21 protein-coding genes are annotated in these 22,237 nt (G+C 61.0%); all 21 read right to left on the bottom strand.

Annotation, left to right across the window (positions count from 1 at the left end; genetic code table 11):
* Positions 1–501, bottom strand: coding sequence for a flagellar basal body-associated protein FliL (gene fliL / locus AACV02_RS23505; protein WP_106576463.1), 501 nt, complete (start codon positions 499–501; stop codon positions 1–3).
* A 219-nt stretch (positions 502–720) separates the two neighbouring features.
* Positions 721–2,076, bottom strand: coding sequence for a flagellar hook-length control protein FliK (locus tag AACV02_RS23500; RefSeq protein WP_119742301.1), 1,356 nt, complete (start codon positions 2,074–2,076; stop codon positions 721–723).
* Between the two features lie 87 nt (positions 2,077–2,163).
* The gene (locus tag AACV02_RS23495; RefSeq protein WP_106576461.1) at positions 2,164–2,511 is read right to left on the bottom strand and encodes an Hpt domain-containing protein; all 348 of its coding nucleotides are present in this window, start codon (positions 2,509–2,511) and stop codon (positions 2,164–2,166) included.
* Between the two features lie 30 nt (positions 2,512–2,541).
* Positions 2,542–4,260, bottom strand: a complete 1,719-nt coding sequence (locus tag AACV02_RS23490) for an ATP-binding SpoIIE family protein phosphatase (RefSeq protein WP_119742299.1) — start codon at positions 4,258–4,260, stop codon at positions 2,542–2,544.
* Entirely contained in the window at positions 4,257–4,562 is a 306-nt protein-coding gene (locus tag AACV02_RS23485; protein ID WP_106576459.1) for an STAS domain-containing protein, read from the bottom strand. Before AACV02_RS23485 ends, AACV02_RS23490 begins: the two co-directional genes overlap by 4 nt.
* Positions 4,563–4,746: 184 nt before the next feature.
* Positions 4,747–5,196: a flagellar export protein FliJ gene (fliJ, locus tag AACV02_RS23480; RefSeq protein ID WP_119742297.1), complete on the bottom strand. Its 450-nt coding sequence runs from the start codon at positions 5,194–5,196 to the stop codon at positions 4,747–4,749.
* 3 nt (positions 5,197–5,199) lie between these two features.
* Positions 5,200–6,558: a flagellar protein export ATPase FliI gene (fliI, locus tag AACV02_RS23475; protein WP_106576457.1), complete on the bottom strand. Its 1,359-nt coding sequence runs from the start codon at positions 6,556–6,558 to the stop codon at positions 5,200–5,202.
* Complete coding sequence (gene fliH / locus AACV02_RS23470) at positions 6,548–7,312, bottom strand: flagellar assembly protein FliH (protein WP_106576456.1); 765 nt, start codon at positions 7,310–7,312, stop codon at positions 6,548–6,550. The genes fliI and fliH overlap by 11 nt, the downstream gene beginning before the upstream one ends.
* 10 nt (positions 7,313–7,322) lie before the next feature.
* Positions 7,323–8,339 carry a flagellar motor switch protein FliG gene (gene fliG, locus AACV02_RS23465; RefSeq protein ID WP_106576455.1) on the bottom strand — a complete coding sequence of 339 codons (1,017 nt, stop codon included), beginning with the start codon at positions 8,337–8,339 and terminating at the stop codon, positions 7,323–7,325.
* A complete protein-coding gene (gene fliF / locus AACV02_RS23460; RefSeq protein WP_106576454.1) occupies positions 8,332–10,107 on the bottom strand; it encodes a flagellar basal-body MS-ring/collar protein FliF in 1,776 nt (591 codons plus the stop codon). Before fliF ends, fliG begins: the two co-directional genes overlap by 8 nt.
* A gap of 16 nt (positions 10,108–10,123) precedes the next feature.
* A complete protein-coding gene (gene fliE, locus AACV02_RS23455; protein WP_016972029.1) occupies positions 10,124–10,453 on the bottom strand; it encodes a flagellar hook-basal body complex protein FliE in 330 nt (109 codons plus the stop codon).
* A 146-nt stretch (positions 10,454–10,599) separates the two neighbouring features.
* Complete coding sequence (locus tag AACV02_RS23450; RefSeq protein WP_106576453.1) at positions 10,600–11,979, bottom strand: sigma-54-dependent transcriptional regulator; 1,380 nt, start codon at positions 11,977–11,979, stop codon at positions 10,600–10,602.
* Positions 11,980–11,986: 7 nt separating this feature from the next.
* Positions 11,987–13,198: a sensor histidine kinase gene (locus AACV02_RS23445; protein ID WP_119742295.1), complete on the bottom strand. Its 1,212-nt coding sequence runs from the start codon at positions 13,196–13,198 to the stop codon at positions 11,987–11,989.
* A gap of 109 nt (positions 13,199–13,307) precedes the next feature.
* Entirely contained in the window at positions 13,308–14,783 is a 1,476-nt protein-coding gene (locus AACV02_RS23440; RefSeq protein ID WP_071483261.1) for a sigma-54 dependent transcriptional regulator, read from the bottom strand.
* Between the two features lie 170 nt (positions 14,784–14,953).
* Complete coding sequence (fliT, locus tag AACV02_RS23435) at positions 14,954–15,250, bottom strand: flagellar protein FliT (protein WP_119742293.1); 297 nt, start codon at positions 15,248–15,250, stop codon at positions 14,954–14,956.
* Positions 15,251–15,273: 23 nt separating this feature from the next.
* Positions 15,274–15,663: a flagellar export chaperone FliS gene (gene fliS / locus AACV02_RS23430; protein WP_106576450.1), complete on the bottom strand. Its 390-nt coding sequence runs from the start codon at positions 15,661–15,663 to the stop codon at positions 15,274–15,276.
* Between the two features lie 141 nt (positions 15,664–15,804).
* On the bottom strand, positions 15,805–17,217 hold the full coding sequence (fliD, locus tag AACV02_RS23425) for a flagellar filament capping protein FliD (protein WP_106576449.1): 1,413 nt from the start codon (positions 17,215–17,217) through the stop codon (positions 15,805–15,807).
* 80 nt (positions 17,218–17,297) lie between these two features.
* The gene (locus AACV02_RS23420) at positions 17,298–17,657 is read right to left on the bottom strand and encodes a flagellar protein FlaG (RefSeq protein ID WP_106576448.1); all 360 of its coding nucleotides are present in this window, start codon (positions 17,655–17,657) and stop codon (positions 17,298–17,300) included.
* Between the two features lie 75 nt (positions 17,658–17,732).
* A complete protein-coding gene (locus AACV02_RS23415) occupies positions 17,733–19,178 on the bottom strand; it encodes a flagellin N-terminal helical domain-containing protein (protein WP_119742291.1) in 1,446 nt (481 codons plus the stop codon).
* A 267-nt stretch (positions 19,179–19,445) separates the two neighbouring features.
* A complete protein-coding gene (locus tag AACV02_RS23410) occupies positions 19,446–20,375 on the bottom strand; it encodes a ketoacyl-ACP synthase III (protein ID WP_106576446.1) in 930 nt (309 codons plus the stop codon).
* A 277-nt stretch (positions 20,376–20,652) separates the two neighbouring features.
* Complete coding sequence (locus AACV02_RS23405; protein WP_119742289.1) at positions 20,653–22,236, bottom strand: flagellar hook-associated protein 3; 1,584 nt, start codon at positions 22,234–22,236, stop codon at positions 20,653–20,655.
* Between the last annotated feature and the right edge of the window lies 1 nt (position 22,237).

The following is a 22,237-nucleotide window of genomic DNA, read 5'->3' as shown; positions in this document are numbered from 1 at the left end:
CTACTGCAATACGAAGTTAGTGAAGAGCGCCTGCTCGACCACGACTTTGCCGAGCTCTTTCTGGGCCACTTCCTGCACGCTGGCAGTGACCTTCTGGCGCAGCATTTCCTGGCCGACCGGGGTCGCCAGGCTGTCAAAGCTCTGCCCGGAGAACAGCATCACCAGGTTGTTGCGGATCACCGGCATGTGCACTTTGAGCGCATCCAGGTCCGCCTGGTTACGCGCCAGCAAGGTGATGCTCACCTGCAGGTAGCGTTGACGGCCGTTCTGATTGAAGTTGGCAACAAAGGCCGGCAGCATCGGTTCGAAGATTGCCGGTTGCTTGACGTTACTGGCGGTTTCGGCGGCGGGTGCCGGCTTGCTTGCACTGCTGTGCATGATGAACCAGGTGCCGCCAATCGAGGCGCCGATGGCCAGGAGCAGGCCCAGCACGATCAGCAGGATCAGCTTGAGCTTGCCTTTGCCTGCGGGGGGAGTTGCTGCGTCGTCGCTCTTCGCCATGCCAATAATCCGTCACTATTCTGGGATTCATAGATCTACGGAAAGGCAAGAGCAAGTGTTATGCCAGAGTTGTCAGCTAACCCGGTAAGCGCGAACACCCCATATCAAATGTGGGAGCTGGCTTGCCTGCGATGGCGGTGGCTCAGCTCACATCTGTGTGACTGATACACCACCATCGCAGGCAAGCCAGCCCCCACATTAATCGGGTTTCAACAGGGGTCAGGCGTAGTAATCAACGGCGCTGGAGCCGATCACTGTCTGGGTCACTGGCGCGACCGCTGCCGCCACCTCAGCGTGATCACCGGCATCCCCGCCATCACCCCGCCCGCCGCCGCCACTCACACCGCGCGCCTGGTTCTGCTGCTGTTGATCCTGGCCCTGACCCTGCCACCCACGCGACTGATCCGAGACGTTGACGTCGACCTGCCCCATGCCTTGCTGGGCAAACATCTCGCGCAGACGGCCGGACTGGCTTTCCAGTGCTTCACGCACCACGGCGTGACCGCTCATGAACGTGACTTGGGCCTGCTGGTCCGCGGTCATGTTGACCTTGATGTCCAGGCGCCCCAACTCTGCCGGCTGCAATTGAATTTCTGCCGATTTGAGGTTGGCACTGGACAGGTACATCACGCGGTTGACCACTTCCTCGGTCCAGCCGCTCTGGTGCATGGCCAGCGGCGCATTCGCAACCGGTGGCAAGGCATTCGCGGTTTTCGGCGTGGCGGCCTGGGTCAGTGCAGCGAGGCGGTTGGCGAAATCATCCACGCGGGTGTCGCTGCTGGCGTCTTTCAAATCCTTGAGGCCACCTTCGATCAACCCGCTGAAGGCTTTGTCGCCGCCCTGGTCGGTGCTGTCCTTGGTGGCTTGCTGATCGACCATAGTCGCCAGGCCCGCAGCAAAGCTCTGCGCAGCGGTCGGCTGATCCTGCGTGGTGGTCGGTGCGGTTTTCTGCGGCGTCTGGCTACTGGCCGAGACGTGACCGCCCTGCTCCATCGCCAGGCGCACGGCAGGCATCGCGTCCAGCGGATCCGCCTCCGGGTCGAAAGCCAGCTGTTTGGCGTCATCGGTGGCTGCCACTGCGGGCGCGACGACTGGCTGGGCCTTGTCGTCCTTGGCGGCTACAGGTGCCGGCGTTTCCACCGGCACCGGCACCGGCACGGGGACCGGTGTGACCGCGGCAACCACTGCCGGGTCAACCACGGGATCAACCGGAGGCTGCTGCGCCACCGCCGGGTCGGCGGTTTTGTCGTCGTCATTGCTGGCGCTGTCGTCGGATTTGGCCGGCGGCTTGGCAGGCAAGGGATTGCCGCTATCGGCAACGGCCGGCTTGCTGGCGGCAGGCTTATCGTTGCCTGCAGCCGGCTTGGATGGGGTGTCCGAGGGCTTGTCACGCGTGACTTTGGCCGGGGCATCGTCGCTCTTGAGCGTCGGTTTCGGGCTTTGGTTTGCAAACACTTGCGCGAAGCCAGGGCCCTTGCCTCGTGGGTCCGCAGCCGCTACCGAGGGGGTGGCGGCCGGCGCTTGAGGCTTGGCCGCAGCGGCAGCCTGAAGAAGCGAATTGGGGGCGACTGGCATAGGTAAGGGTCTCCACTGCACTGGGATCGGGGATGCAGTAACCAGAGGTAGAGCAAGAGTTGGGCCAGGTTTACCTCGAACCCTCAATCACAGCTGAAAACGCTGACGCTCGTGTTCGTATAAAGGCCGAACCAGCGCGAACTCCTGGTCGATTTCGTCTACCAGTTCATCCAGGTCCACGCGTGTCAGTTGCGCAGAGCCGTCTTCGAGCCGGCGGCAAAGTTCTGCCAACCGCACCGCCCCCAGGTTACCGCTACTGCCCTTGAAGCTATGCGCGATCCGTCCCAGCGCCTTGGCATCGTCGCGAGCCTTGCGCAACGCTTCGACACGCTTCTGCGAATCGTCAAGGAAGGTATCCAGCAGTTTCGGGTACTCGCCTTCCATCACTTCCTGCAAACCCGACAACACATCGGGGTCCAGATGAATCTCAGCCACTTGTTCGCTCCTTGATCAAGAATCGGCGGATTATGCCAGAGCCCCCCAGCAAAACTCCACGCACACACTGCGCCCGCCATCGGACCAGCGTACATCGCTGCTCAACTGGCGCACCAGGCTCAAGCCGCGGCCAGACAGACGGTCAACATCCATCGGCCGCGCCAGCACCTGTTCCACGTCAAACCCCGGACCGCTGTCCTCAATGCGCAGCGTCATTTTGCCGCCCGTGGCGGTCGGCACCACCTGCACATGCACCCGCACGTAACCGCTGTTCAACTGCCCCAGCCGCTCATTGCGCTGGCGGTAATAGTCGGCGAAACCCTGGGCATCCCGCTTGAGGCGCGAATCCAACTCCAGCACACCATGCTCCAGCGCGTTGGAATACAACTCGGCCATCACACTGTAAAGCGCCCCGCTCTGCCCGCGCAGACCGTGAATCTCCAGCAGCAACTGCAGCAGATACGGCAGCGGGTTGTAGCTTTTGAGGGTCTGCGCACGGAATTCGAAACTCACCGACCAATCCAGCGGGCACGACTGCCCGCTGTCGGCGTAGAGGGGCTCGGCCGCGCGCAACGGCTGGCCGGCCTGCAAGGTGATTTCCACCATGCTGACGTCATCGCGCGCCTGGCCGCGAAACGCCGCCAGCGCCCGCTCGATGTCTTCGAATAACCGGTCGGGCTCGCGGTTGGCCGCGAACACCTGCTGCAAGCGCTCGGCGCCAAACAGCTGGTCATTGGCGTCAGCCGTGTCGAGCACGCCGTCGGAGAGCAAAAACACCCGATCGCCCAGCGCCATGGGCCAGACCTCGGTACCGTCATCGAACGCCTGTGCCGACAACACACCCAGTGGCAGGTGCCGCGACACCAGCGGCGTGCGCTTGCCCGTGGCGACTTCATGCACATAGCCTTCGGGCATCCCGCCGTTCCACACCTCCACCACGCGCCGCTGGGCGCTCAGGCACAGCAGCGTGGCGCAGCAGAACATGTCCACCGGCAGGATGCGTTTGAGCTTGGCGTTCATCTCGCGCAGGGTCTGCGCCAGGCCGTAGCCCTTGGCGGTCATGCCGTAGAACACTTCCGCCAGGGGCATGGCCCCCACGGCCGCAGGCAGGCCATGGCCGGTGAAGTCGCCGAGCAAAACATGCATGTCGCCGGAGGGTGTGTACGCCGCCAGCAGCAGGTCGCCATTGAACAGGGCGTAGGGCGATTGCAGGTAACGAATGTTCGGCGCCGCATTGATGCAGCCCGAATGCGCCACCTTATCGAACACCGCCTTGGCCGCGCGCTGCTCGTGCAGCAGGTAGTCGTGGTGCCTGGCGATCTGGTCACGCTGCTGCAACACCGTGGCCTGCAGCCGGCGCAGGCGGTCCATGGCGTTGATTTTCGCCGCCAGGATCAACTGGTTGTAGGGCTTGGGCAGGAAGTCATCGCCGCCCGCGTCCAGGCACTGGGCCAGCGCCTCGCTTTCGCGCAGCGAGGTCAGGAAGATGATCGGAACCAGCGCCTCACCGGCAAGCTGCTTGATGCGCCGCGCGGCTTCAAAGCCGTCCATCACCGGCATCAACGCGTCCATCAACACCAGTTGCGGGCGCTCGCGGGTAAACAGCTCGACCGCTTGCGCGCCGTTGGTGGCGGTAAGTACTTGATGCCCCTGACGCCGAATGATGGTCGACAGCAACAGCAAGTCGGCAGCGCTGTCTTCGGCGATCAGGATGGTCAGCGGTTCCAGGACCGGGGCCAGGCTGCTCAACTGAGATCGAACAGTTTGTCAAAGTTGGAAATGGCGAGGATCTTGCGCACATCGGAGTTGCTGTTGATCACCTGAACTTCGGCATTGTCGCCACCGGCATGGTCACGCAACAGCAGCAACATGCCCAGGGCCGAGCTGTCCATGTAGGTGGTGTCTTTGAGGTCCACCACGTAGACCTCGGGCACCTTGTAGAACCGCTCGTAGGCATCACGAAAGGCCTGGTGGCTACCGAAATCGAATCGCCCTTTGACGGTAATCGTCAATTTTTTCCCATCCAGGGACACTTCTGACACGACTGACATGCGACTGCTTCCTTGTCATTGGCAATGTGCAACAAGGTTTAGCAGGTGAACGGGGTATGGGCAACACAGCAAATCAAATGTGGGGGCTGGCTTGCCTGCGAGAGCATCACTGCGGGGTGCCTGATCCACCTCGGTGCCTGCGTCGCGGGCAAGCCCGGCGCCCACAACAGGCCGGTGGTGGCCGTTAGTACTGTGATTGGCGCGGTAGTCGCTGTGACAGCTCGTCGAGCAGCTTTTGCTCGCGCTTGTCTTCAATCGCCCGTGCTTCATCGATGTAGCGCTGCACCAGTTTGCGCAAACCTTCGACCCGGGCAAACGCCGCCTGCCACGCCTCGCGGGCTTTATCGAGGTTGTTCTGGTGCCAGGCCAGGCTCTGGCGCTGTTGGCCTACGGCGGTTTCCAGCTGGTTGAGAAAGCCCTGGTAACCCATCAGCCATTGGCCGGAAACGCCCTTGCTGCCGCGCTCGATCCATTGCTGCTGGTATTCGCTGCGAAAGCGCTCCAGGTCGCCGAGTTTGCTTTCCGCCAGGCGCACCTGCCCCTGAAAGTAGCCCAGGCGTTGCGCGGCGGTTTTTTCGGCCTTCTCCGCCATGTCCACCACTGGGGCCAGGCGCGAGGAACGGGTGCTGGCCATGGCTTAACCGCCTGGCGCCGGGGCAAAGATGGAGCCCAGATGCGCTTCGCTTTCGCCCATGCTGATCTTGTCGTTGAGGCCCTGGCGCAGGTAGGTCACCAGCTGCGGTTGCAGGGCAATCGCCAGGTCGGTTTCGCGATCACCGCCGGCCACGTAGGCGCCAACGCTGATCAAGTCGCGGCTTTGCTGATAGCGCGACCACAGTTGCTTGAAGTGCTGCGCGCGGGCCATGTGCTCCGGCGTGACCACCGCCGGCATCACCCGGCTGATCGACGCTTCGATATCGATGGCCGGATAATGCCCTTCTTCGGCCAAACGCCGCGACAGCACGATGTGGCCGTCGAGCACGCCGCGCGCCGAGTCGGCAATCGGGTCTTGCTGGTCATCGCCTTCGGACAACACGGTGTAGAACGCCGTGATCGAACCGCCGCCGGCCTCGGCATTACCGGCGCGTTCAACCAGCTTGGGCAGCTTGGCGAACACTGACGGCGGGTAGCCTTTGGTGGCCGGCGGTTCGCCGATGGCCAGGGCGATTTCCCGCTGGGCCTGGGCGAAGCGCGTGAGCGAGTCCATCAGCAACAGGACGTTCTTGCCCTTGTCGCGAAAGTATTCGGCAATGCGCGTGCAGTACATGGCCGCGCGCAAACGCATCAGCGGCGCATCGTCCGCTGGCGAGGCGACGACGACGGAACGCTTGAGGCCTTCTTCACCGAGGCTGTGCTCGATGAATTCCTTGACTTCACGACCCCGCTCGCCGATCAGCCCGACCACGATAATGTCGGCCTCGGTAAAGCGCGTCATCATGCCGAGCAACACCGACTTACCCACGCCGGTACCGGCAAACAGGCCCAGACGCTGGCCGCGGCCGACCGTCAATAAACCGTTGATGCTGCGAATGCCCACGTCCAGCGGCACGCTGATCGGGTTGCGGTTGAGCGGGTTGATGGTCGGGCCATCCATCGGCACCCAGTCTTCGGCCTTCATGCCGCCTTTGCCGTCCAACGCGCGACCGGCGCCGTCCAGCACGCGGCCGAGCATGCTCATGCCCATCGGCAGGCGGCCGGTATCGGCCAGTGGCACCACGCGGGCGCCGGGGGCGATGCCCGCCAGGCTGCCGACCGGCATCAGGAAAATCTTGCTGCCGGAAAAGCCCATCACTTCGGCTTCGACCTGCACCGGGTGGTAGCTGTCGTCGTTGATCACCAGGCAGCGGCTGCCCATGGCGGCACGCAGGCCTTCGGCTTCAAGGGTCAGGCCGACCATGCGCAGCAGGCGCCCTTCGAGGATCGGCTGGCCGGGCAGTTCGGTGGCTTCGGTGTAGCCGCTCAGGCGCTTGGCGAAGCTGGTGCGTTCAAGGCGCATCGGCGGCGTCCAGGTCCACACTCATATCAGGCTCGGCCGGGTGCAGGGACTGTTCATGCAATTGATCGAACATTTTCGCCATGATCTGGCTGATGCGGGTTTCCACCGTGGCATCGATGCGGCTGTGCTCGGTTTCGACGCGGCAACCACCGGGCAGCAGCGCCGCGTCCTCGACAATGCGCCAGGTTTCTTCATGGCGCTCGCGCAGGGCTTTGACCTGTTCGAAATCCTGCGGGTTGATGTACAGCCGCACATTGCCGACGCCCAATGGCAGCAGCTTGAGGGCTTCGCGCATCACGCTTTCGATGTGGCTGGAATCAAGCACCAGTTCGCGCTGGATCACTTGGCGCGCGATGTGCTCGACCAGCCCGACCATGGATTTTTCCAGCTGCGAATCCTGTTCGGCGATCGGGTCGAACAGGTTGCCCATCAAGCGCTCCAGGCTGGCCAGCTTGACGCTCAGCGCCTCCTCGGCCTCTTGGCGAACTTTGAGGGTGGTGCTGCGAAAACCATCTTTTTCACCCGCCGCGAAGCCCTCGTTGTAGGCCTCCTGGCGGATGGCTTCCAATTCTTCGAGGGTCAGTGGCTGGACTTCATCCAGCGGCACTTCTTCCATTTCGGCCGGTGTTTCAATCACCGGCTCTGGCTCAGGTTCCGGCACATGCGGATCGAAACTGGGCAACGACCAGATGTCGAACCCGCCGACATCCCGTGCGCGAATCAGATCGCTGGGCGTCTCATCTTTGTTCGACATGGGCAGCGCCTTAGATCATTTCTTCGCCGCCCTTCCCGCCGAGAACGATTTCTCCGGCTTCGGCCATACGGCGGGCAATGGTGAGGATTTCCTTCTGGGCGGTTTCCACGTCGCTGACACGCACCGGGCCCTTGGCTTCCAGGTCGTCACGCAACAGCTCGGAGGCGCGCTTGGACATGTTCTTGAAGATCTTCTCTTTGACGTTTTCGTCCGACCCCTTGAGGGCCAGCACCAGCACGTCGGAAGACACCTCGCGCAGCAACGCCTGGATGCCACGGTCGTCGACATCGGAGAGGTTGTTGAACACGAACATGAGGTCTTCGATCTGGCCGGACAGGGTGTCGTCGATCTCGCGGATCGAGTCCATCAACTGGCCTTCGACCGAGCTGTCGAGGAAGTTCATGATATCGGCCGCGCGCTTGATGCCACCCAAGGTGGTACGCGAGGCATTCGAGTTGCCCGAGAACTGCTTCTCGAGGATGGTGTTGAGTTCTTTCAATGCCGCCGGCTGCACCGTGTTCAGCGACGACACGCGCAGAATGATGTCCAGGCGCACCTTATGGTCGAAGTGGCCGAGTACTTCACCGGCCTGATCCGGGTCCAGGTAGGCGACGACGATGGCCTGGATCTGTGGGTGCTCGTAGCGGATCACGTCGGCAACGGCGCGCGGCTCCATCCATTTGAGGCTGTCCAGGCCACTGGTGTTGCCGCCCAGCAGGATGCGGTCGATCAGGCCGTTGGCCTTGTCTTCGCCCAGGGCCGAGGTGAGCATCTTGCGAATGTAGCTGTCGGAGCCGACGCCCAGGCTGGTCTGGTCGCCGACGATCTCGACGAACTCGCTCATCACCTGCTCGACTTGCTCACGGTGCACATTGCGCATTTGCGCCATGGCCACGCCTACGCGCTGAACCTCTTTGGGGCCCATGTGGCGCAGCACTTGTGCGGCGTCGGTCTCACCCAAAGACAGCAGCAACACGGCGGCTTTGTCGACTTTGGTGAGCTTGGCAACAGCGGCTCGATCATTCATCTGCGTTAATCCACTCTTTCACGACCTGAGCCACACGGCCCGGGTCTTCTGCTACCAGACTCTTGATTGCGTTCAACTGAGCGTCATAGCCTTCGCTCGGGCTTGGCAACAGGATGCTTTGCGGGCCGCCAAGGCTGACGCGGTCGTTGGCCAGTTCGCCGTCCAGGCCGCCCATGCCACCCAGCTCGACGTCACTGCCAGCCAATGCCAGCTGCTTCTTGCCATGGCCGGTGATGTTGTTGAGCACCGGGCGCAGCACGCCGAACACCAGCACCAGGATGAACAACACACCCAGCACTTGCTTGACGATGTCCCAGAACCACGGCTGCGTGTAGAACGCCGGATCGGCGATCACTTCGCCGCGCTCGGCGGAGAACGGCATGTTGATCACGCTGACGCTGTCGCCACGGCTGGCGTCGAAACCGACAGCGTCCTGCACCAGGCGGGTGAAGCGCGCCAATTCGTCGGCGCTCCATGGCGCACGGGTGACGGCGCCGTCTGCGGCATTGACCTTGACCTGATCATCGACCACCACCGACACCGACAGGCGATTGATTTTGCCCTGCTGCTGCTTGGTGTGGCTGATGGAACGGTCGAGTTCGAAGTTCTTGGTGGACTGGTTACGCTTGTCCGCCGGGTACGGCGCGAGCATCGGCTGGCCGGTGGCCGGGTCCATGATCTGCTGGCCGTTGGCGTCCAACAGTGGCTGACCAGGCTGAATCGCAGCCGCCGTCGCGGCCGCGCCACCGGTGGTTTGCGGCGCCGTGGCCGGGGCCGGTGGCTGGTTGCTCAGGGCACCCGGCACACCTTGCGGGCCATTACTGGCGGTGCGTTGTTCGCTGGTCGATTGCTCGCTGCGCAGGGCCGGTTGGTCCGGGTTGAACTGCTCGGAGGTCGACTCGACGGCGCTGAAGTCCACGTCGGCAGACACCTCAGCTTTATAGCGGTCGTTGCCCAGCACCGGCTGCAGAATGTTATGCACACGCTGAGTGAGCATGCTTTCCATGCGGCGGCTGTAGTCGAACTGCTTGCCGGCCTGGGTCAGCGCGGAGTTCTCGGCCTGGTCGGACAGCAGGTTGCCCTTCTGGTCCACCACGGTGATTTGCGACTTGCTCAATTCAGGAACGCTGGTGGCCACCAGGTTGATGATCGCCAGGACCTGGCCAGGCTCCAGTGAGCGGCCGGAAAACAGCTCGACCAATACCGAGGCGCTTGGCTTGCGCTCGTCGCGCACGAACACCGAGCTTTTCGGAATCGCCAGGTGCACGCGGGCGCCCTTGACGTTATTCAAGCTTGAGATGGTGCGTGCCAGTTCGCCTTCCAGGCCACGACGGTAGCGCGTGGCTTCCATGAACTGGCTGGTGCCCAGGCCCTGGTCCTTGTCGAGAATTTCAAAACCGATATTGCTGTCGGACGGCGTAACGCCGGCGGCCGCCAGCTTCATGCGCGCACGCGCCACGTCATCGGCCTTGACCAGCAAGGCCCCGGAATTGGGCTCCACGGTGTAGGCGATGTCGGCGGCGGCCAGGGTTTCCATGATCTGCTTGGAATCCATCCCGGCCAGGCTGCCGTACAACGGGCGGTAATCAGGTTGCTGCGACCACAGCACCACGGCAAAACCAATCGCCACGCTGGCAGCCAGGCCGACCATCAGGCCCACCTGACGCAACATGGTCATTTCGGAAAGGTTTTCCAGGAACGACAGGCCAAACAGCGGCGGCTTGCCGTCTGCCTTGGCGGGTACGTTGTCCACGACTGCTTCTGCCATGACTTAAATCTCGTCCTTAAACCGGCATCTGCATGATGTCTTGATAAGCCTGAACCAACTTGTTACGCACTTGGGTCAAGGCCTGAAAGGAAACGCTGGCCTTTTGCGAAGCGACCATCACATCGGTGAGGTCCACGCCGCTTTTGCCGATCTCGAAGGCGGTAGCCAACTGATTCGAGGCTTGCTGGGTATCACTGACTTTGTTGATTGCCTGACCGAGCATGTCGGCAAAACTGCTTTGGCCCAATTCCGGCGCTGGCGCGACGGATTTCGGTTGAGCCATGGCATCCATTTGCATGGAGCGCATATCCAACATCAACCGATTGAACTCAATACCCTGGCTCATGACCTTCTCTCTCCGACGACCCGCAATTTTTTGACACTACGCAGCGGTTACTAGGGGTGGTAGCAACAAGGGTGCCAGCTCCGTGGCTATTCGTAAGAAAAGGCGACAAACCCTGTCAGCCTGAGTATTTCTAAGACAGCGATTTGTCAGGTCGCGAACAGGTAGGCTTCGACATCCATCCCCGCGTCGCGCATCTGCGCCAGCTTGTAGCGCAAGGTGCGCGGGCTGATGCCCAGGCGCTCGGCGGCTTCCTTGCGGCGGCCGCGTTCGGCACGCAGGGTGTCGATAATCATCTGGAATTCGCGGCGACGCAGGTCGTCGCCCAGGGCACCGCCAGACTCGGCTTCGGCCACGACCACCGGTGCCGGCGCCAGGCTCGGCAACGGCGCCGCGCCACTGCCCATGGCCAGGCAGAAGTCCTGCGGCTGAATCAACCCGCCCTGCTGCAAAATCAGCGCGCGCTGGATGGCATTGTCCAGCTCCCGCACATTGCCTGGCCATGGATAGCCGATCAGGCAGGCCTGGGCTTCAGCCGACAGCCGCGCCTGGGCATGCTTCATTTTTTTGACGTGGTTGTTCAGCAAGCGCTCGGCCAGCGGAATGATGTCCGCCGGGCGCTCACGCAGCGGGCGCCAGGCCAGCGGGAACACCGAGAGCCGGTAGAACAAGTCTTCACGAAAGCGCCCTGCCGCCACTTCACCCGCGAGGTCGCGGTTGGTGGTGGCGACCACGCGGATGTCCAGCTGGATGGGCTTGCGTGCGCCGACGCGCTCGACTTCGCGCTCCTGCAGCACCCGCAGCAGCTTGGCTTGCAGGCCCAGGGGCATTTCCGAAATTTCGTCGAGCAGGATGGTGCCGCCGTCGGCCTGTTCGAACTTGCCGGCCTGCGCCGCGATAGCGCCGGTGAACGAGCCCTTTTCATGGCCGAACAGCGTGGCTTCGAGCATGTTGTCGGGAATCGCCGCGCAGTTGATCGCAATAAACGGTTGTTTGGCGCGGCCCGACTGCTGGTGAATGTAACGCGCCAACACTTCCTTACCGGTGCCGGACTCGCCGGAAATCAACACGGTGGAGTCGCTGCGCGCCACCCGGGCTGCCAGCTCCAGCAACTGCGCGCTGGCCGGCTCGAAGGCAATCGGGCCTTCACCCTCGGCATTCGACACCACGCCCAGCGCATGCCGGGCGACCAGCTCGATCAGCGCCTTGGGCTCGAAGGGTTTGACCAGGTAATCCGCCGCCCCTTGGCGCATGGCGTCCACCGCCCGCTCGACGGCGCCATGCGCCGTCATCAGCAGCACCGGCAGTTGCGGCTGACGTGCGCGCAACAGGCCAAGCAACTGGTGGCCGTCCATGCCGGGCATGTTCACGTCACTGACCACCAGGCTGAAGGACTCTTGCTCAACGGCCTCCAAGGCATCCTCGGCAGATCCGACCGCGCGGTAGTCATGGCCCGCCAACAGCAGCGTGTCAGCCAATGCTTCACGCAGGGCGCGGTCGTCTTCGACCAATAAAACCTTGATAGCCATAGTCCTTTTACTCCGCGCTTGCCGCGCTGGAAAACAGCGGCAAGGTCATCAATGCACAGGTGCCACGCCCCAACCGGGAGTGCAGTTGCAATTCTCCCTGATGTGCACGCGCCACTGCCTTGACCACGGTCAGGCCCAGGCCCGTCCCGTTGGTCTTGGTGGTAAAAAAGGGTTCGCCCAGGCGTTGCAGCACGACCGGGTCGATGCCGCTCCCGCTGTCGCTGATGCACAGGCGCAGGGTTTGGTCGCGGGTGTAGAGGTGCACTTTGAGCCGCGCACCCGGGCCGCTGGCCTGGGTGGCGTTTTCGATCAGGTTGAGCAAGGCGCCGACCAGCGTGTCGCGGTTGCACAGCAACTCGCCCAAGTGGCTGTCGCACTGCCAGCGCACATTGACGTCCTGGATATGCATGGCGGCTGCCGCTTGCAGCGACTGCATCAGCGCCGATGGCGTGACGCGGTCGGTCAGCGGCAATTCGCCGCGGGCAAACACCAGCATGTCGCGCACCTGATGCTCCAATTCATGCAGGCGCTCCTTGAGGCGCCCGGCAAATCGCTGGTGGGTGGCGGCTGGCAGTTGCTCATCAGTCAAATGACTGGCGTAGATCAACGCTGCCGACAATGGCGTGCGGATCTGATGCGCCAAAGAAGCGACCATCCGCCCCAGCGACGACAAACGCTCATGGCGCGCCAACTGGTCTTGCAAGTGACGGGTTTCAGTCAGGTCGTTGAGCAGCACCAGTTGGCCGGGCTCGGCGTCCAGGGAACGGGTGGCGATGGACAGGCGCCGGCCATCCTTGAGGGAAATTTCATGGCCGTCGTCTTCGCGTGGCGCAAAGCAGCGTGTAATCACGTGGCGCCACAACTCGCCTTCCAGCGGCTCGCCCAGCAAATCACGCGCGGCCGGGTTGGCTTCGCGGACACGGCCCATTTCATCGATGACGATTACGCCGCCGGGCAACAGGTCGAGGAGGTTTTGTAGGCGGTTGGCCAGACGCTCTTTCTCGGCCAGCTCTTGCATGCGCTGGGCGCTGACCACTGCCAGTTCGCCTTTAAGCTCGGAAACCCGCGCCTCCAGCAGACTGTAGGAGTCGGTCAGCTGGCTCGACATCTGGTTGAACTGCGAGAACGCCTGTTCAAGACCCTGCCGGGTCAACGGCTCTGCACACGGAACCAGCCCAGGAATAGCAGGGGCTGAAGAAAGTTTGGCGGCGTGGGGCATCATGCTCTCTCGCTGGCTGACCGTCAGTTAAACGGAACGTTGCGAGGGCTGTAGCAATACCCGTGCCGAAAAAAATAGACCTATATATCAGTCAGTTGAAAAACAGGCGTCAATCATCCGCCTGTTCATCACCTTCGCGACGGCTCATGCCGTACTTGCGCATTTTCTCTACCAGGGTGGTGCGACGGATGCGCAGGCGCTCGGCGGCGCGCGCGACAATGCCATTGGCATCGTCCAGCGCCTGCTGGATCAGGCCTTGTTCGAGGCTACCGAGGTAGTCCTTCAAGTCCAGGCCTTCGGGCGGCAGCATGGCGGTGGAACCGAAGTCCGGCGTATGGCCGTTGATGGCCACGCGCTCTTCCAGGTCGCTGCGCAGGCTATCGACCAACTGCTCGTCTTCGTCGTCGACGTAGCGGAATTTCTTCGGCAGCTCAACCACGCCAATCACCCCGTACGGGTGCATGATGGCCATGCGCTCGACCAGGTTGGCCAGCTCGCGGACGTTGCCCGGCCAGCCGTGACGGCACAGGGACATGATCGCGGCGGAGTTGAAGCGAATCGAGCCGCGCTTTTCGTGCTCCATGCGCGAAATCAGTTCGTTCATCAGCAGCGGGATGTCTTCCACGCGCTCGCGCAGCGGAGCCATCTCGATAGGGAATACGTTGAGGCGGTAGTACAAGTCTTCGCGGAAGCTGCCGACCTCGATCATGCTTTCGAGGTTTTTGTGCGTGGCCGCGATAATGCGCACATCGACGCTCTGGGTCTTGTTGCTGCCCACACGCTCGAAGGTGCGTTCCTGCAACACGCGCAACAGCTTGACCTGCATCGGCAGCGGCATGTCGCCGATTTCGTCAAGAAACAGGGTGCCGCCATTGGCCAGCTCGAAACGCCCGGCACGGCTGGTGATCGCCCCGGTAAAGGCGCCCTTCTCGTGGCCGAACAGTTCGCTTTCGAGCAATTCTGCCGGGATCGCCCCGCAGTTGACGGGCACGAAAGGCCCGTCGCGGCGTTTGGAGTGATAGTGCAGGTTGCGTGCGACCACTTCCTTGCCGGTACCGGACTCGCCGAGGATCAATACACTGGCGTCGGTATCGGCCACTTGCTGCATCATCTGGCGCACGTGCTGGATCGCACGGCTGGTGCCGACAAGGCTGCGAAACAGGTTGGGTTCGCGATGACGACCGCGCTCGCGAGCCTGGTCATACATCTCGCGGTAGACCTGGGCACGGTGCAGGGAATCGAGCAATTTGCTGTAGCTGGGCGGCATTTCCAGGGTGGAGAGCACGCGGCGGCGCTGGTCTTCCGGAAGGTCCACGGAAGAAATATCGCCCATCAGCAACACCGGAAGGAACTCATCCCAGGTTGACAGTGTCTTTAACAAGCCCAGAACTGCGCCAGGAGCGTTTACCGTCCCGATCAACACACAGATGACTTCACGGCTCGACGACAAAGAGCTGACCGCCTGCTGCCAGTCATGGCTACCGCAGGGCAAATTTTCTTCACCAAGAAAATTCAAAATTACCGCTAAATCGCGGCGGCGGACGCTATCGTCATCAATCAGCAGAATTTTGGTTTCACGCCACATGCAATAGCAACTTCCCTAGTAAAACGCTCTGCCCCAGAGTGAGGGCAATCTAGACGTTTGTAAGATTTCTTACCCTACTAGACGTCTGAAATCTGAAAACAGCACTAGTTAAGTCAAAAATGCTGGCACAGTCAAATATATGACGCGCCGTTCGGATTAACTGAGCCCATTCAGCCGAACAGATGGTAAACCTTTGACGCACTTTCCGCTCGGTTGATCTGCGACATCTCTTCGAAAATCGCCTGGCGTTCGCCAGTCGTCACTTCAAGCAACTGCTGATACACCGCCAGCAATCTTTCCAGCTTTTCCCGCAGGGCACCCTCGTCCACCGGCGCATTATTAAGCGCCTCATCGATCACCGCACGACACCCCATGTCCAGTTCGCCGATAGCGTCCCAGTTACGGTGGGCCAATGCGTCAACCAGGGCTTCGCGGGTCTCGTCAATCCGTTGCAGGGCGTGGCTCATGACATCATCCTCAGGCCAAAGGCCTACAGTGTTGCAATACCGTCCCAGCCTTCCTTAAGCGTAATCATCAGGCCGGCTACTTCGTCGATCATGGCGACATCGCTTTTGCTGTTTGCTTCCAGCAAGCGCGTGGTCATGTAGGCATACAGGTTATCCAATTGCTGCAACGCGGCCGGATCATCGGTTTTTTCCGGGTTCAGGCCGTCACGCAAACCGATCAGAATGTCGATCGCCTTGCCCAGCAACAGGCCTTTTTGTGCGATATCACCACGAGCCATGGCGCCCTTGGCCTGAGCCATGCGGTCCAACGCGCCTTCCATCAGCATCTGCACCAGACGGTGCGGGCTGGCTTCGGAGATCTGGGCATGGGAATTGACCTTCTGGTATTGGCGAAGGGCTCTCATGGGATTCATGTTTCTACCTCGTGACAGGCAACAACTAAATTGGATGGGCTATGACTAATATGTCGACTGGGTCGCAAAAAACTTTAACCCGCAAGTCGGTCGAAGGCGGCACCCGGTGGCGGTATTCACCACCGGGCGGCTTCATCGGGATCAGCTGTCCGAGGACGACTTGTTCAGCGCGTTGAGCGTGCTCATGACACTGGAACGCTGGCTGGTGAGCTGGGCCACCAGGTTGTTCATCGTCGTGTATTTGGCGGTCAGGCTGGTTTTCAGCGCGGCCATGCGCGCGGTCAGGGTGTCCTGCTGGTTCTGCAGGTCCTTGATGTTGGCCGACAGCGTCGACGAACGCGTGGCGAGCACGCCGGTGTTGCTCAGCGCGTAGCTGTCGGTCGCGGTTTTCATGCGCGCCAACAGGCCATTGTCACCGTTGAAAATACCGCCGATGTCGGTAGGGTTGGTCAAGATGGCCGCACCGAACACCTTGTCGTCAATACTCAACTTGCCGGTGCCCGAGTCAGTGTTCACTCCGAATTGGGCCAGAGACTTCAAAGTGCCCGTGCCCGTCAACGCGTTCAACTCGCTACGCAAAGCCGTCTGCAGGGAGCGCATGGTGGCATCACCTGTCAGCGCAGCGCGCGTGGTGGAACCGTCTGCGTTGTTAGTCACTGCAGTTTCGGTGTTCATCGCAGTCATCAAGGCGTTGTAGGTGTCGACAAAACCCTTTACCGAGCTTTTGAGGGTGTCGTTGCTGCGGGTGACCGTAATGGTCGAGGCCACGCGCGTCATGCCGTCAGGGAGCGCCCCAGTGATCCCGGCCGGCAGAGGCGACACCGCCGTCAACTTGATGCTCACACCACTGATCGCCTCGGTCAGGGTATTACTCTTGGATTCCTGAGCCGTGCCGTCAATGGTGTATTTAGCGTTTTGCGGTGGTTCACCCACAACCGACGAACCCGCTTCCAGGCCGGAGTTACCCCCCAGGGTAATGTCCGTGCCGGCGCCGGTATTGGTCGACGTCATCACCAGGCGAGAACCGGTGGCATCAGTCAGAATGTTGGCACTCAGGCCAGCACTGCTGTATTGCGCGTTGATCGAGTCACGCACTTGCTGCAGCGTCGCGCCTGGCGGAACACTGACCCCGTAACTCTGACCTGACTGGGAAATTTCCAGGGTCGTCGCGGTGGTGCCGGTATTGACGACGGTCTTCGCGCCGGTTGGATAATTCTGGGTAGCAACCTTCGAGGCGGTCGCCAACTGGTTGACTATCAGCTGGTAGCTGCCCGCGGAGGCACCGGCACCCAGGGTAACGGTAGACACGTTGGCATCCGACGTCGTCGCGGTCAGGCCGCCGATACTGGCGTCCTTGGTCATGTTGTCCATGGCACCACGGAAGGCATCCAGCGCGGCTTGAATCTTGCCGATCGAGGACAGCTGGGCAGTCGACGTTTGCGTCTGCTTGTTGATCTGCGACTGCTTCGGCGCCTGTTCCGCGTTCACCAATGCCGTCACGATCTGCTGGGTATCAATGCCCGTAACGGGGCCGCTAACTGATATATCACCCATGATTCTTCTCCTGATCCGGGGCTGGCGCTTTATTGACGGACGACGCCTAAAGCAGCTACAGCAACAAAATTCATGCCAGCTCAGACTTTAGCGTCAAACAACACACTGCTGGCATCGTGAAGGCTTTGTGCGAGTTTCAATGCCGTTTCCGAAGGGATTTGACGAATGACCTCGCCACTGTCGGTCGCAATGACCTTGACCACCACCTGATGGGTGGAGTCATCAATGGAAAAATCCAGGTTGCGCTGGGCAGCCTGGACGAATTTGCGAATATCCGTTACCGCCTGTTCAAGGTCGGAGGATTTCGAGTCTTGCTTGGGCTCGCCCGTGGCAACCGTGGGGTCTACCTTGGTTTTCTGCGGGTCGGCTGTCACAGGGGCAGGCGCGCTCTGCGGCGCCGCTGCTGGATAAGACAGGTTCAACTTGACGCTCATGTCCATGTCCAATCTCCTCATCACGCAAAAGACAAAAGGGCACGTAAACGCGCCCTTCCGTCAGTCATCTACCGATGGCTATTACTGAAGCAGCTTCAGTACAGCGGATGGCAGTTGGTTGGCCTGGGACAGGATCGCAGTGGAAGCCTGTTGCAGGGTTTGTTGCTTGGTCAGCTGAGCAGTTTCTGCAGCGTAGTCAACGTCCTGGATCTGACCGCGAGCGGCGCTGGAGTTGTCGGAGATGCTCTGCAGGTTGGCAACGGTGTTGTCGAAACGGTTTTGTACAGCACCGAGGCCGGCACGCTGGGAGTCGATGTCGGAGATCGCCTGAGTGATCACGTCGATCGAGTTCTGTGCGTTGGCAGCAGTGGTGATGTCAGTGTTGTTGACGGTGGTTTTGGTGGAGTTGGCAGCAGTACCGGTAGCTGCGAACAGACCCGTCACGCCAGCGCCGCTCAGCGAGTAGCTGCTGGAGGAGTTCAGGGAAACTGCGCCGGTTGCGATGATAGCGGTGTTAGCCAGAGCAACGGCAGTGCCGGCAGTACCGGTACCATCCAGGGTGGCAACCTTGACGCCTGCGATAGCACCGGCGTCGCCAGCGTTGAAGGTCAGGTTCTCACCGGTATCGGACTTGACCGACAGCGCTTGAGTGGTCGAATCGTAGTTAACGGTGATGCCCAGTTTGGCAGCGTTGGACTTCAGTTGGTCAGCCAGGTCAGAAGCTTTGACCACGCCAGTGAACTGAACCGCAGCACCGCTACCGACTTGCAAGGTGAAGTTGGCGCTGGCAGGGGTTGCAGCAGCGATGGCAGCGGAGTCAACGGTGAACTGAGCAACAGTGCTGGCAGTAGCAGCCAGGCCGCCTACAGCGCCGTTCATTTGCGCAGCGATCTGCCCGGCCGAAGCACCGGCAGCGATGGTCAGGTTCTTGGACTGGCCGCCACCGGTAACGGTGAGTGCGCCGCCGGCAACGCCTGTTGCGCTTGGAGCAACGCCTTGGGATTTCAGCTGCTGCGAACCAATGTTGTTGGCTGCAACGTTACCGATGCTCATGTCGATGGTCTGGTTGGCGTTGGCGCCGACCTGGAACGAAGTGGTACCGAAAGAACCGTCCAGCAGGTTCTTGCCACCGAAAGTAGTGGTGGTAGCGATACGGGTCAATTCAGCAGTCAGTGCTGCGTATTGAGCCTGGTTCGACTTACGGTCGTCAGCGCTTGGCGAGCCGTTGGCGGATTGCAGAGCCAGGGTACGCATGCTTTGCAGGATGTTGGTGGACTGCTGCATGGCGCCTTCAGCGGTCTGAGCAATCGAGCTGCCGTCGTTGGCGTTCTTGATTGCAACGCCCAGGCCGTTGATCTGGCTGGTCAGACGGTTGGAGATTTGCAGGCCGGCCGCATCGTCTTTGGCGCTGTTGATACGCAGGCCGGAGGACAGACGCTGCATGGAAGTTTGCAGGGCGCCAGAAGCCTTGTTCAGGTTGTTCTGAACGTTCAACGAAGCAAGGTTGGTGTTTACTGTTAAAGCCATGACGAAATCCTCGTGGGTGGTGTACTGCGGCTTCCGGCCCTGGCAACCGCCGGGTGTGGCCTAGAGAACCTTCGTAATAGTTATCGTCGTGAATGCAGGTCTCTTGAGGACTTTTTTGATTTTTTTTACTAGCAACGGGCCACCCTTTGTAATTCAAGCATTTACGATAGCCCAAAGCCTCGCATTTGCTGGGTTTTCTGGCGCCAAATAAAAAACGCCCAGGCTTTTTCAAGCCTGGGCGTTTTTGTGTGCGGCGCTATCAGCAGGTCACGGACGATAGAGAATCGCCGAACCCCACGACAAACCGACACCAAAGCCACTGATCGCAACACGCTTCCAGTCGCCGTCCATCATGTGCTTTTCCAGCAGCAGTGGAATGCTGGAAGACACGGTATTGCCCGTCTCGACCATGTCCTTGATGAATTTCTCCACCGGTGCGTCTTCAAACCGTCGCGCCACGGCGTCGACAATCGCCGCACTGCCCTGGTGAATGCAGAACGCATCAATCTCGTCAGCCTTAAGCTCAGACTCGTTGAGCAGCTCGTGCAAATGCGCCGGTACTTTGAGCAGGGCGAAGTTGAACACCTGGCGGCCATTCATGAAAAACACGCCGTCGCTGACCTTAAGGTGCGGCGCACCGGAACCGTCGGTGCCGAACTTCGACTTGCCGAGCAACCACGGCGCATCTTCGCCCATCCAGGTGGCGGTGGCGGCGTCGCCGAAGAGCATGGTGGTGTTGCGGTCTTCCGGATCAACGATCTTCGAATACGGGTCGGCGGTGATCAGCAGGCCGTTTTTCAGGCCGGTGGCTTCCATGAAGCCTTTCATCGCGTAGATGCCGTAGACATAGCCCGAGCAACCCAGCGAGATATCGAACGCCGCCACGTGGGTCGGCAGGCCCAGCTTGTCCTGGACGATGGCGGCAGTGTGGGGCAAGCCTTCCTCATCGCCGTTCTGGGTCACGACGATCAGCGCGTCGATGGACTCGCGCTTCAAATCAGGGTTGTTGGCAAACAAGGCGTTGACCGCCTCGACGCACAGGTCGGAGGTTTCCTGCGCAGCATCCTTGCGCGGCAGGAACGCCGAACCGATCTTGCCAATGATGAAATCCTCATCCTTGGCGAATTTGGCGCCCTGGGCGTAGTTATCAACCCCGTCTGCCGGCACGTAACTGGCGATGCTTTTTATGCCAATCATTGTGGCTTCCCAATACTAAATAGCTGGATAACACCCCTCGGGCTACGCCGGGAGCGCTGACAATAAAGGGGATAACCCCGTAAAAATATCGCTGAAAGCCCCCGCGCAAAGACCCTGCGACGACTTATCCTTTTCACACGATACAGTGAAGATGCGCTTTATGACTCACAGGTCACTCAATTTTGTGCGCTTTATGCAAAACCCTGCAACATTCCCGCCCCCAGAAACGACAACGGCCCACCCTGTTGCCAGGGTGGGCCGCTTGTACGCTCGCCGGTTACATGCGGCTGAACAGGCTCAACTGGGAGATCTTCACAAACGCCAGCTGCGAAGCCTGCAGCATGGTCTGCTGCAATGTCAGATCAATGGCCGCCTGGCCCATGTCGACGTTCGCCAGCGATGACATGGTGGAGGTGTTGGCCAGCCCCAGGCTGGTATTTTCCTGGCTCTGGATATCCAGCGCGTTCTGGCGCGCACCAATCGAGCCACGCACCTGGTCAATCTGCGCCGAAGCGTTGGCCAGGTTACCGATGGAGGTATTGATCACGTCCTTGAGCTTGTTCATGGCCACCGGGTCGCCATCGGCCGGAGTTTCCAGCGCCTTGCGCAGTTGGCCCAGCGTGTCCAGGGCGTTCATGTTCTTGTTGCTGGTGGCACTCACGGAAAACTGATCACCCGCCCCCGGCGCGCCGCTCACATCAAAGGTCACCCCGGCAGCCGTGATCGACGTCGCGCCAGTGGCCATGGTGCCGGTGGCAATCGACTTGCTGTTCGCCGAGTACGGCTGGGCGTACACCTCGTAGTCATTGCCGCTGGTGAACTTGATCACCGCACCGGAGTTCGGAAAGGTGCTGGCGTAGGCTGCCTGGTCCGTGACCCGGCCACCGGTCAACTGCGCCGTAGACGGATTACTGGCTGTGCGCGAACTGCTGAACGTGTCCGGCTTGCTTTCCAGCGTAAAGGCCTTGCCCGCCACCAGCGCATCAGACGGTGCGCCCGAGGCCACGTCAGACCCAAGGTTCAGGCTGATGTCGAACTTGACCCCGCGCAGGTTGACGCTGGACGCGCCTTCCTTGGTGGAATCAAATGTGCCGTTACCGGTGATCTCGGACGTAACGTCGTTGCCGTCCTTGTCGGTCACGCTGTATTGGGTACTGCTGGAGAAGGTCAGCTTGTACGGCTGGCCATCGGCAAAGTTCTTCGTGTAAGCGGTGCCCGAGGTGACCAGGCCCGCCGAAATTGCGACTTTGCCGTCGTTGACCGCCGGCGGCAAAATCGTCGCTTGAGTGCGCCCGGTGTTGCCGGAGCTTTCCAGCAGCGTCTTGCCGGTATCGCCCGCCGCAATCGTCAAGTTGCTCGACACTTGCAGGCTCAGCGGCGTCTCATCACCCTGGTAGGTGTAGGTGCCATCGTTGTTACGGCTGTAGGGCGGCGTGTCGGTCTTGGCCCCGGAAAACATATAGTTGCCGCTGGAATCCTTGGTGTTGAGCAGGCCCAATACCTGGTCTTCGAGCGCGCCAACCTGAGCGGCGATGGCCTTGCGGTCGTCGTTGCTGAGCTTGAGGTTACCCGCCTGCAGCGCCAGGCCGCTGGCGGTTTGCATGGCCGTGTTGATGCTCGCCAACACGCTTTCCTCGTTGGTCAGCGAGTTTTGCAGGCTGGTGATATTGCCGTTGTATTGGCCCAGCATGTCTTTTTGCTGTTGCAGCATCAGCAGTTGCGCGGCGGCTACCGGATCATCCGCAGCGGTCTGCACGCGCACACCGGAGCTGGCCTGGTCCTGAGCCTTCACCACACCCGAATAGTTATCCTGATATTTGGCGGAGCTGGTGTCGAAATACTGCTGTGTAGAGATACGCATC

The organism is Pseudomonas sp. Larv2_ips, assembly GCF_963879675.1.
In the GTDB taxonomy this organism is placed as follows: Bacteria; Pseudomonadota; Gammaproteobacteria; order Pseudomonadales; family Pseudomonadaceae; genus Aquipseudomonas.
This window is presented reverse-complemented; position numbering and strand designations above follow the sequence as displayed.

Coding starts and splice junctions, on each gene's coding strand:
- fliL (WP_106576463.1), bottom strand. CDS start 501: ATGGCGAAGAGCGACGACGCAGCAACTCCCCCCGCAGGCAAAGGCAAG.
- AACV02_RS23500 (WP_119742301.1), bottom strand. CDS start 2,076: ATGCCAGTCGCCCCCAATTCGCTTCTTCAGGCTGCCGCTGCGGCCAAG.
- AACV02_RS23485 (WP_106576459.1), bottom strand. CDS start 4,562: ATGTCAGTCGTGTCAGAAGTGTCCCTGGATGGGAAAAAATTGACGATT.
- fliJ (WP_119742297.1), bottom strand. CDS start 5,196: ATGGCCAGCACCCGTTCCTCGCGCCTGGCCCCAGTGGTGGACATGGCG.
- fliI (WP_106576457.1), bottom strand. CDS start 6,558: ATGCGCCTTGAACGCACCAGCTTCGCCAAGCGCCTGAGCGGCTACACC.
- fliH (WP_106576456.1), bottom strand. CDS start 7,312: ATGTCGAACAAAGATGAGACGCCCAGCGATCTGATTCGCGCACGGGAT.
- fliG (WP_106576455.1), bottom strand. CDS start 8,339: ATGAATGATCGAGCCGCTGTTGCCAAGCTCACCAAAGTCGACAAAGCC.
- fliF (WP_106576454.1), bottom strand. CDS start 10,107: ATGGCAGAAGCAGTCGTGGACAACGTACCCGCCAAGGCAGACGGCAAG.
- fliE (WP_016972029.1), bottom strand. CDS start 10,453: ATGAGCCAGGGTATTGAGTTCAATCGGTTGATGTTGGATATGCGCTCC.
- AACV02_RS23450 (WP_106576453.1), bottom strand. CDS start 11,979: ATGGCTATCAAGGTTTTATTGGTCGAAGACGACCGCGCCCTGCGTGAA.
- AACV02_RS23445 (WP_119742295.1), bottom strand. CDS start 13,198: ATGCCCCACGCCGCCAAACTTTCTTCAGCCCCTGCTATTCCTGGGCTG.
- AACV02_RS23440 (WP_071483261.1), bottom strand. CDS start 14,783: ATGTGGCGTGAAACCAAAATTCTGCTGATTGATGACGATAGCGTCCGC.
- fliT (WP_119742293.1), bottom strand. CDS start 15,250: ATGAGCCACGCCCTGCAACGGATTGACGAGACCCGCGAAGCCCTGGTT.
- fliS (WP_106576450.1), bottom strand. CDS start 15,663: ATGAATCCCATGAGAGCCCTTCGCCAATACCAGAAGGTCAATTCCCAT.
- fliD (WP_106576449.1), bottom strand. CDS start 17,217: ATGGGTGATATATCAGTTAGCGGCCCCGTTACGGGCATTGATACCCAG.
- AACV02_RS23420 (WP_106576448.1), bottom strand. CDS start 17,657: ATGGACATGAGCGTCAAGTTGAACCTGTCTTATCCAGCAGCGGCGCCG.
- AACV02_RS23415 (WP_119742291.1), bottom strand. CDS start 19,178: ATGGCTTTAACAGTAAACACCAACCTTGCTTCGTTGAACGTTCAGAAC.
- AACV02_RS23410 (WP_106576446.1), bottom strand. CDS start 20,375: ATGATTGGCATAAAAAGCATCGCCAGTTACGTGCCGGCAGACGGGGTT.
- AACV02_RS23405 (WP_119742289.1), bottom strand. CDS start 22,236: ATGCGTATCTCTACACAGCAGTATTTCGACACCAGCTCCGCCAAATAT.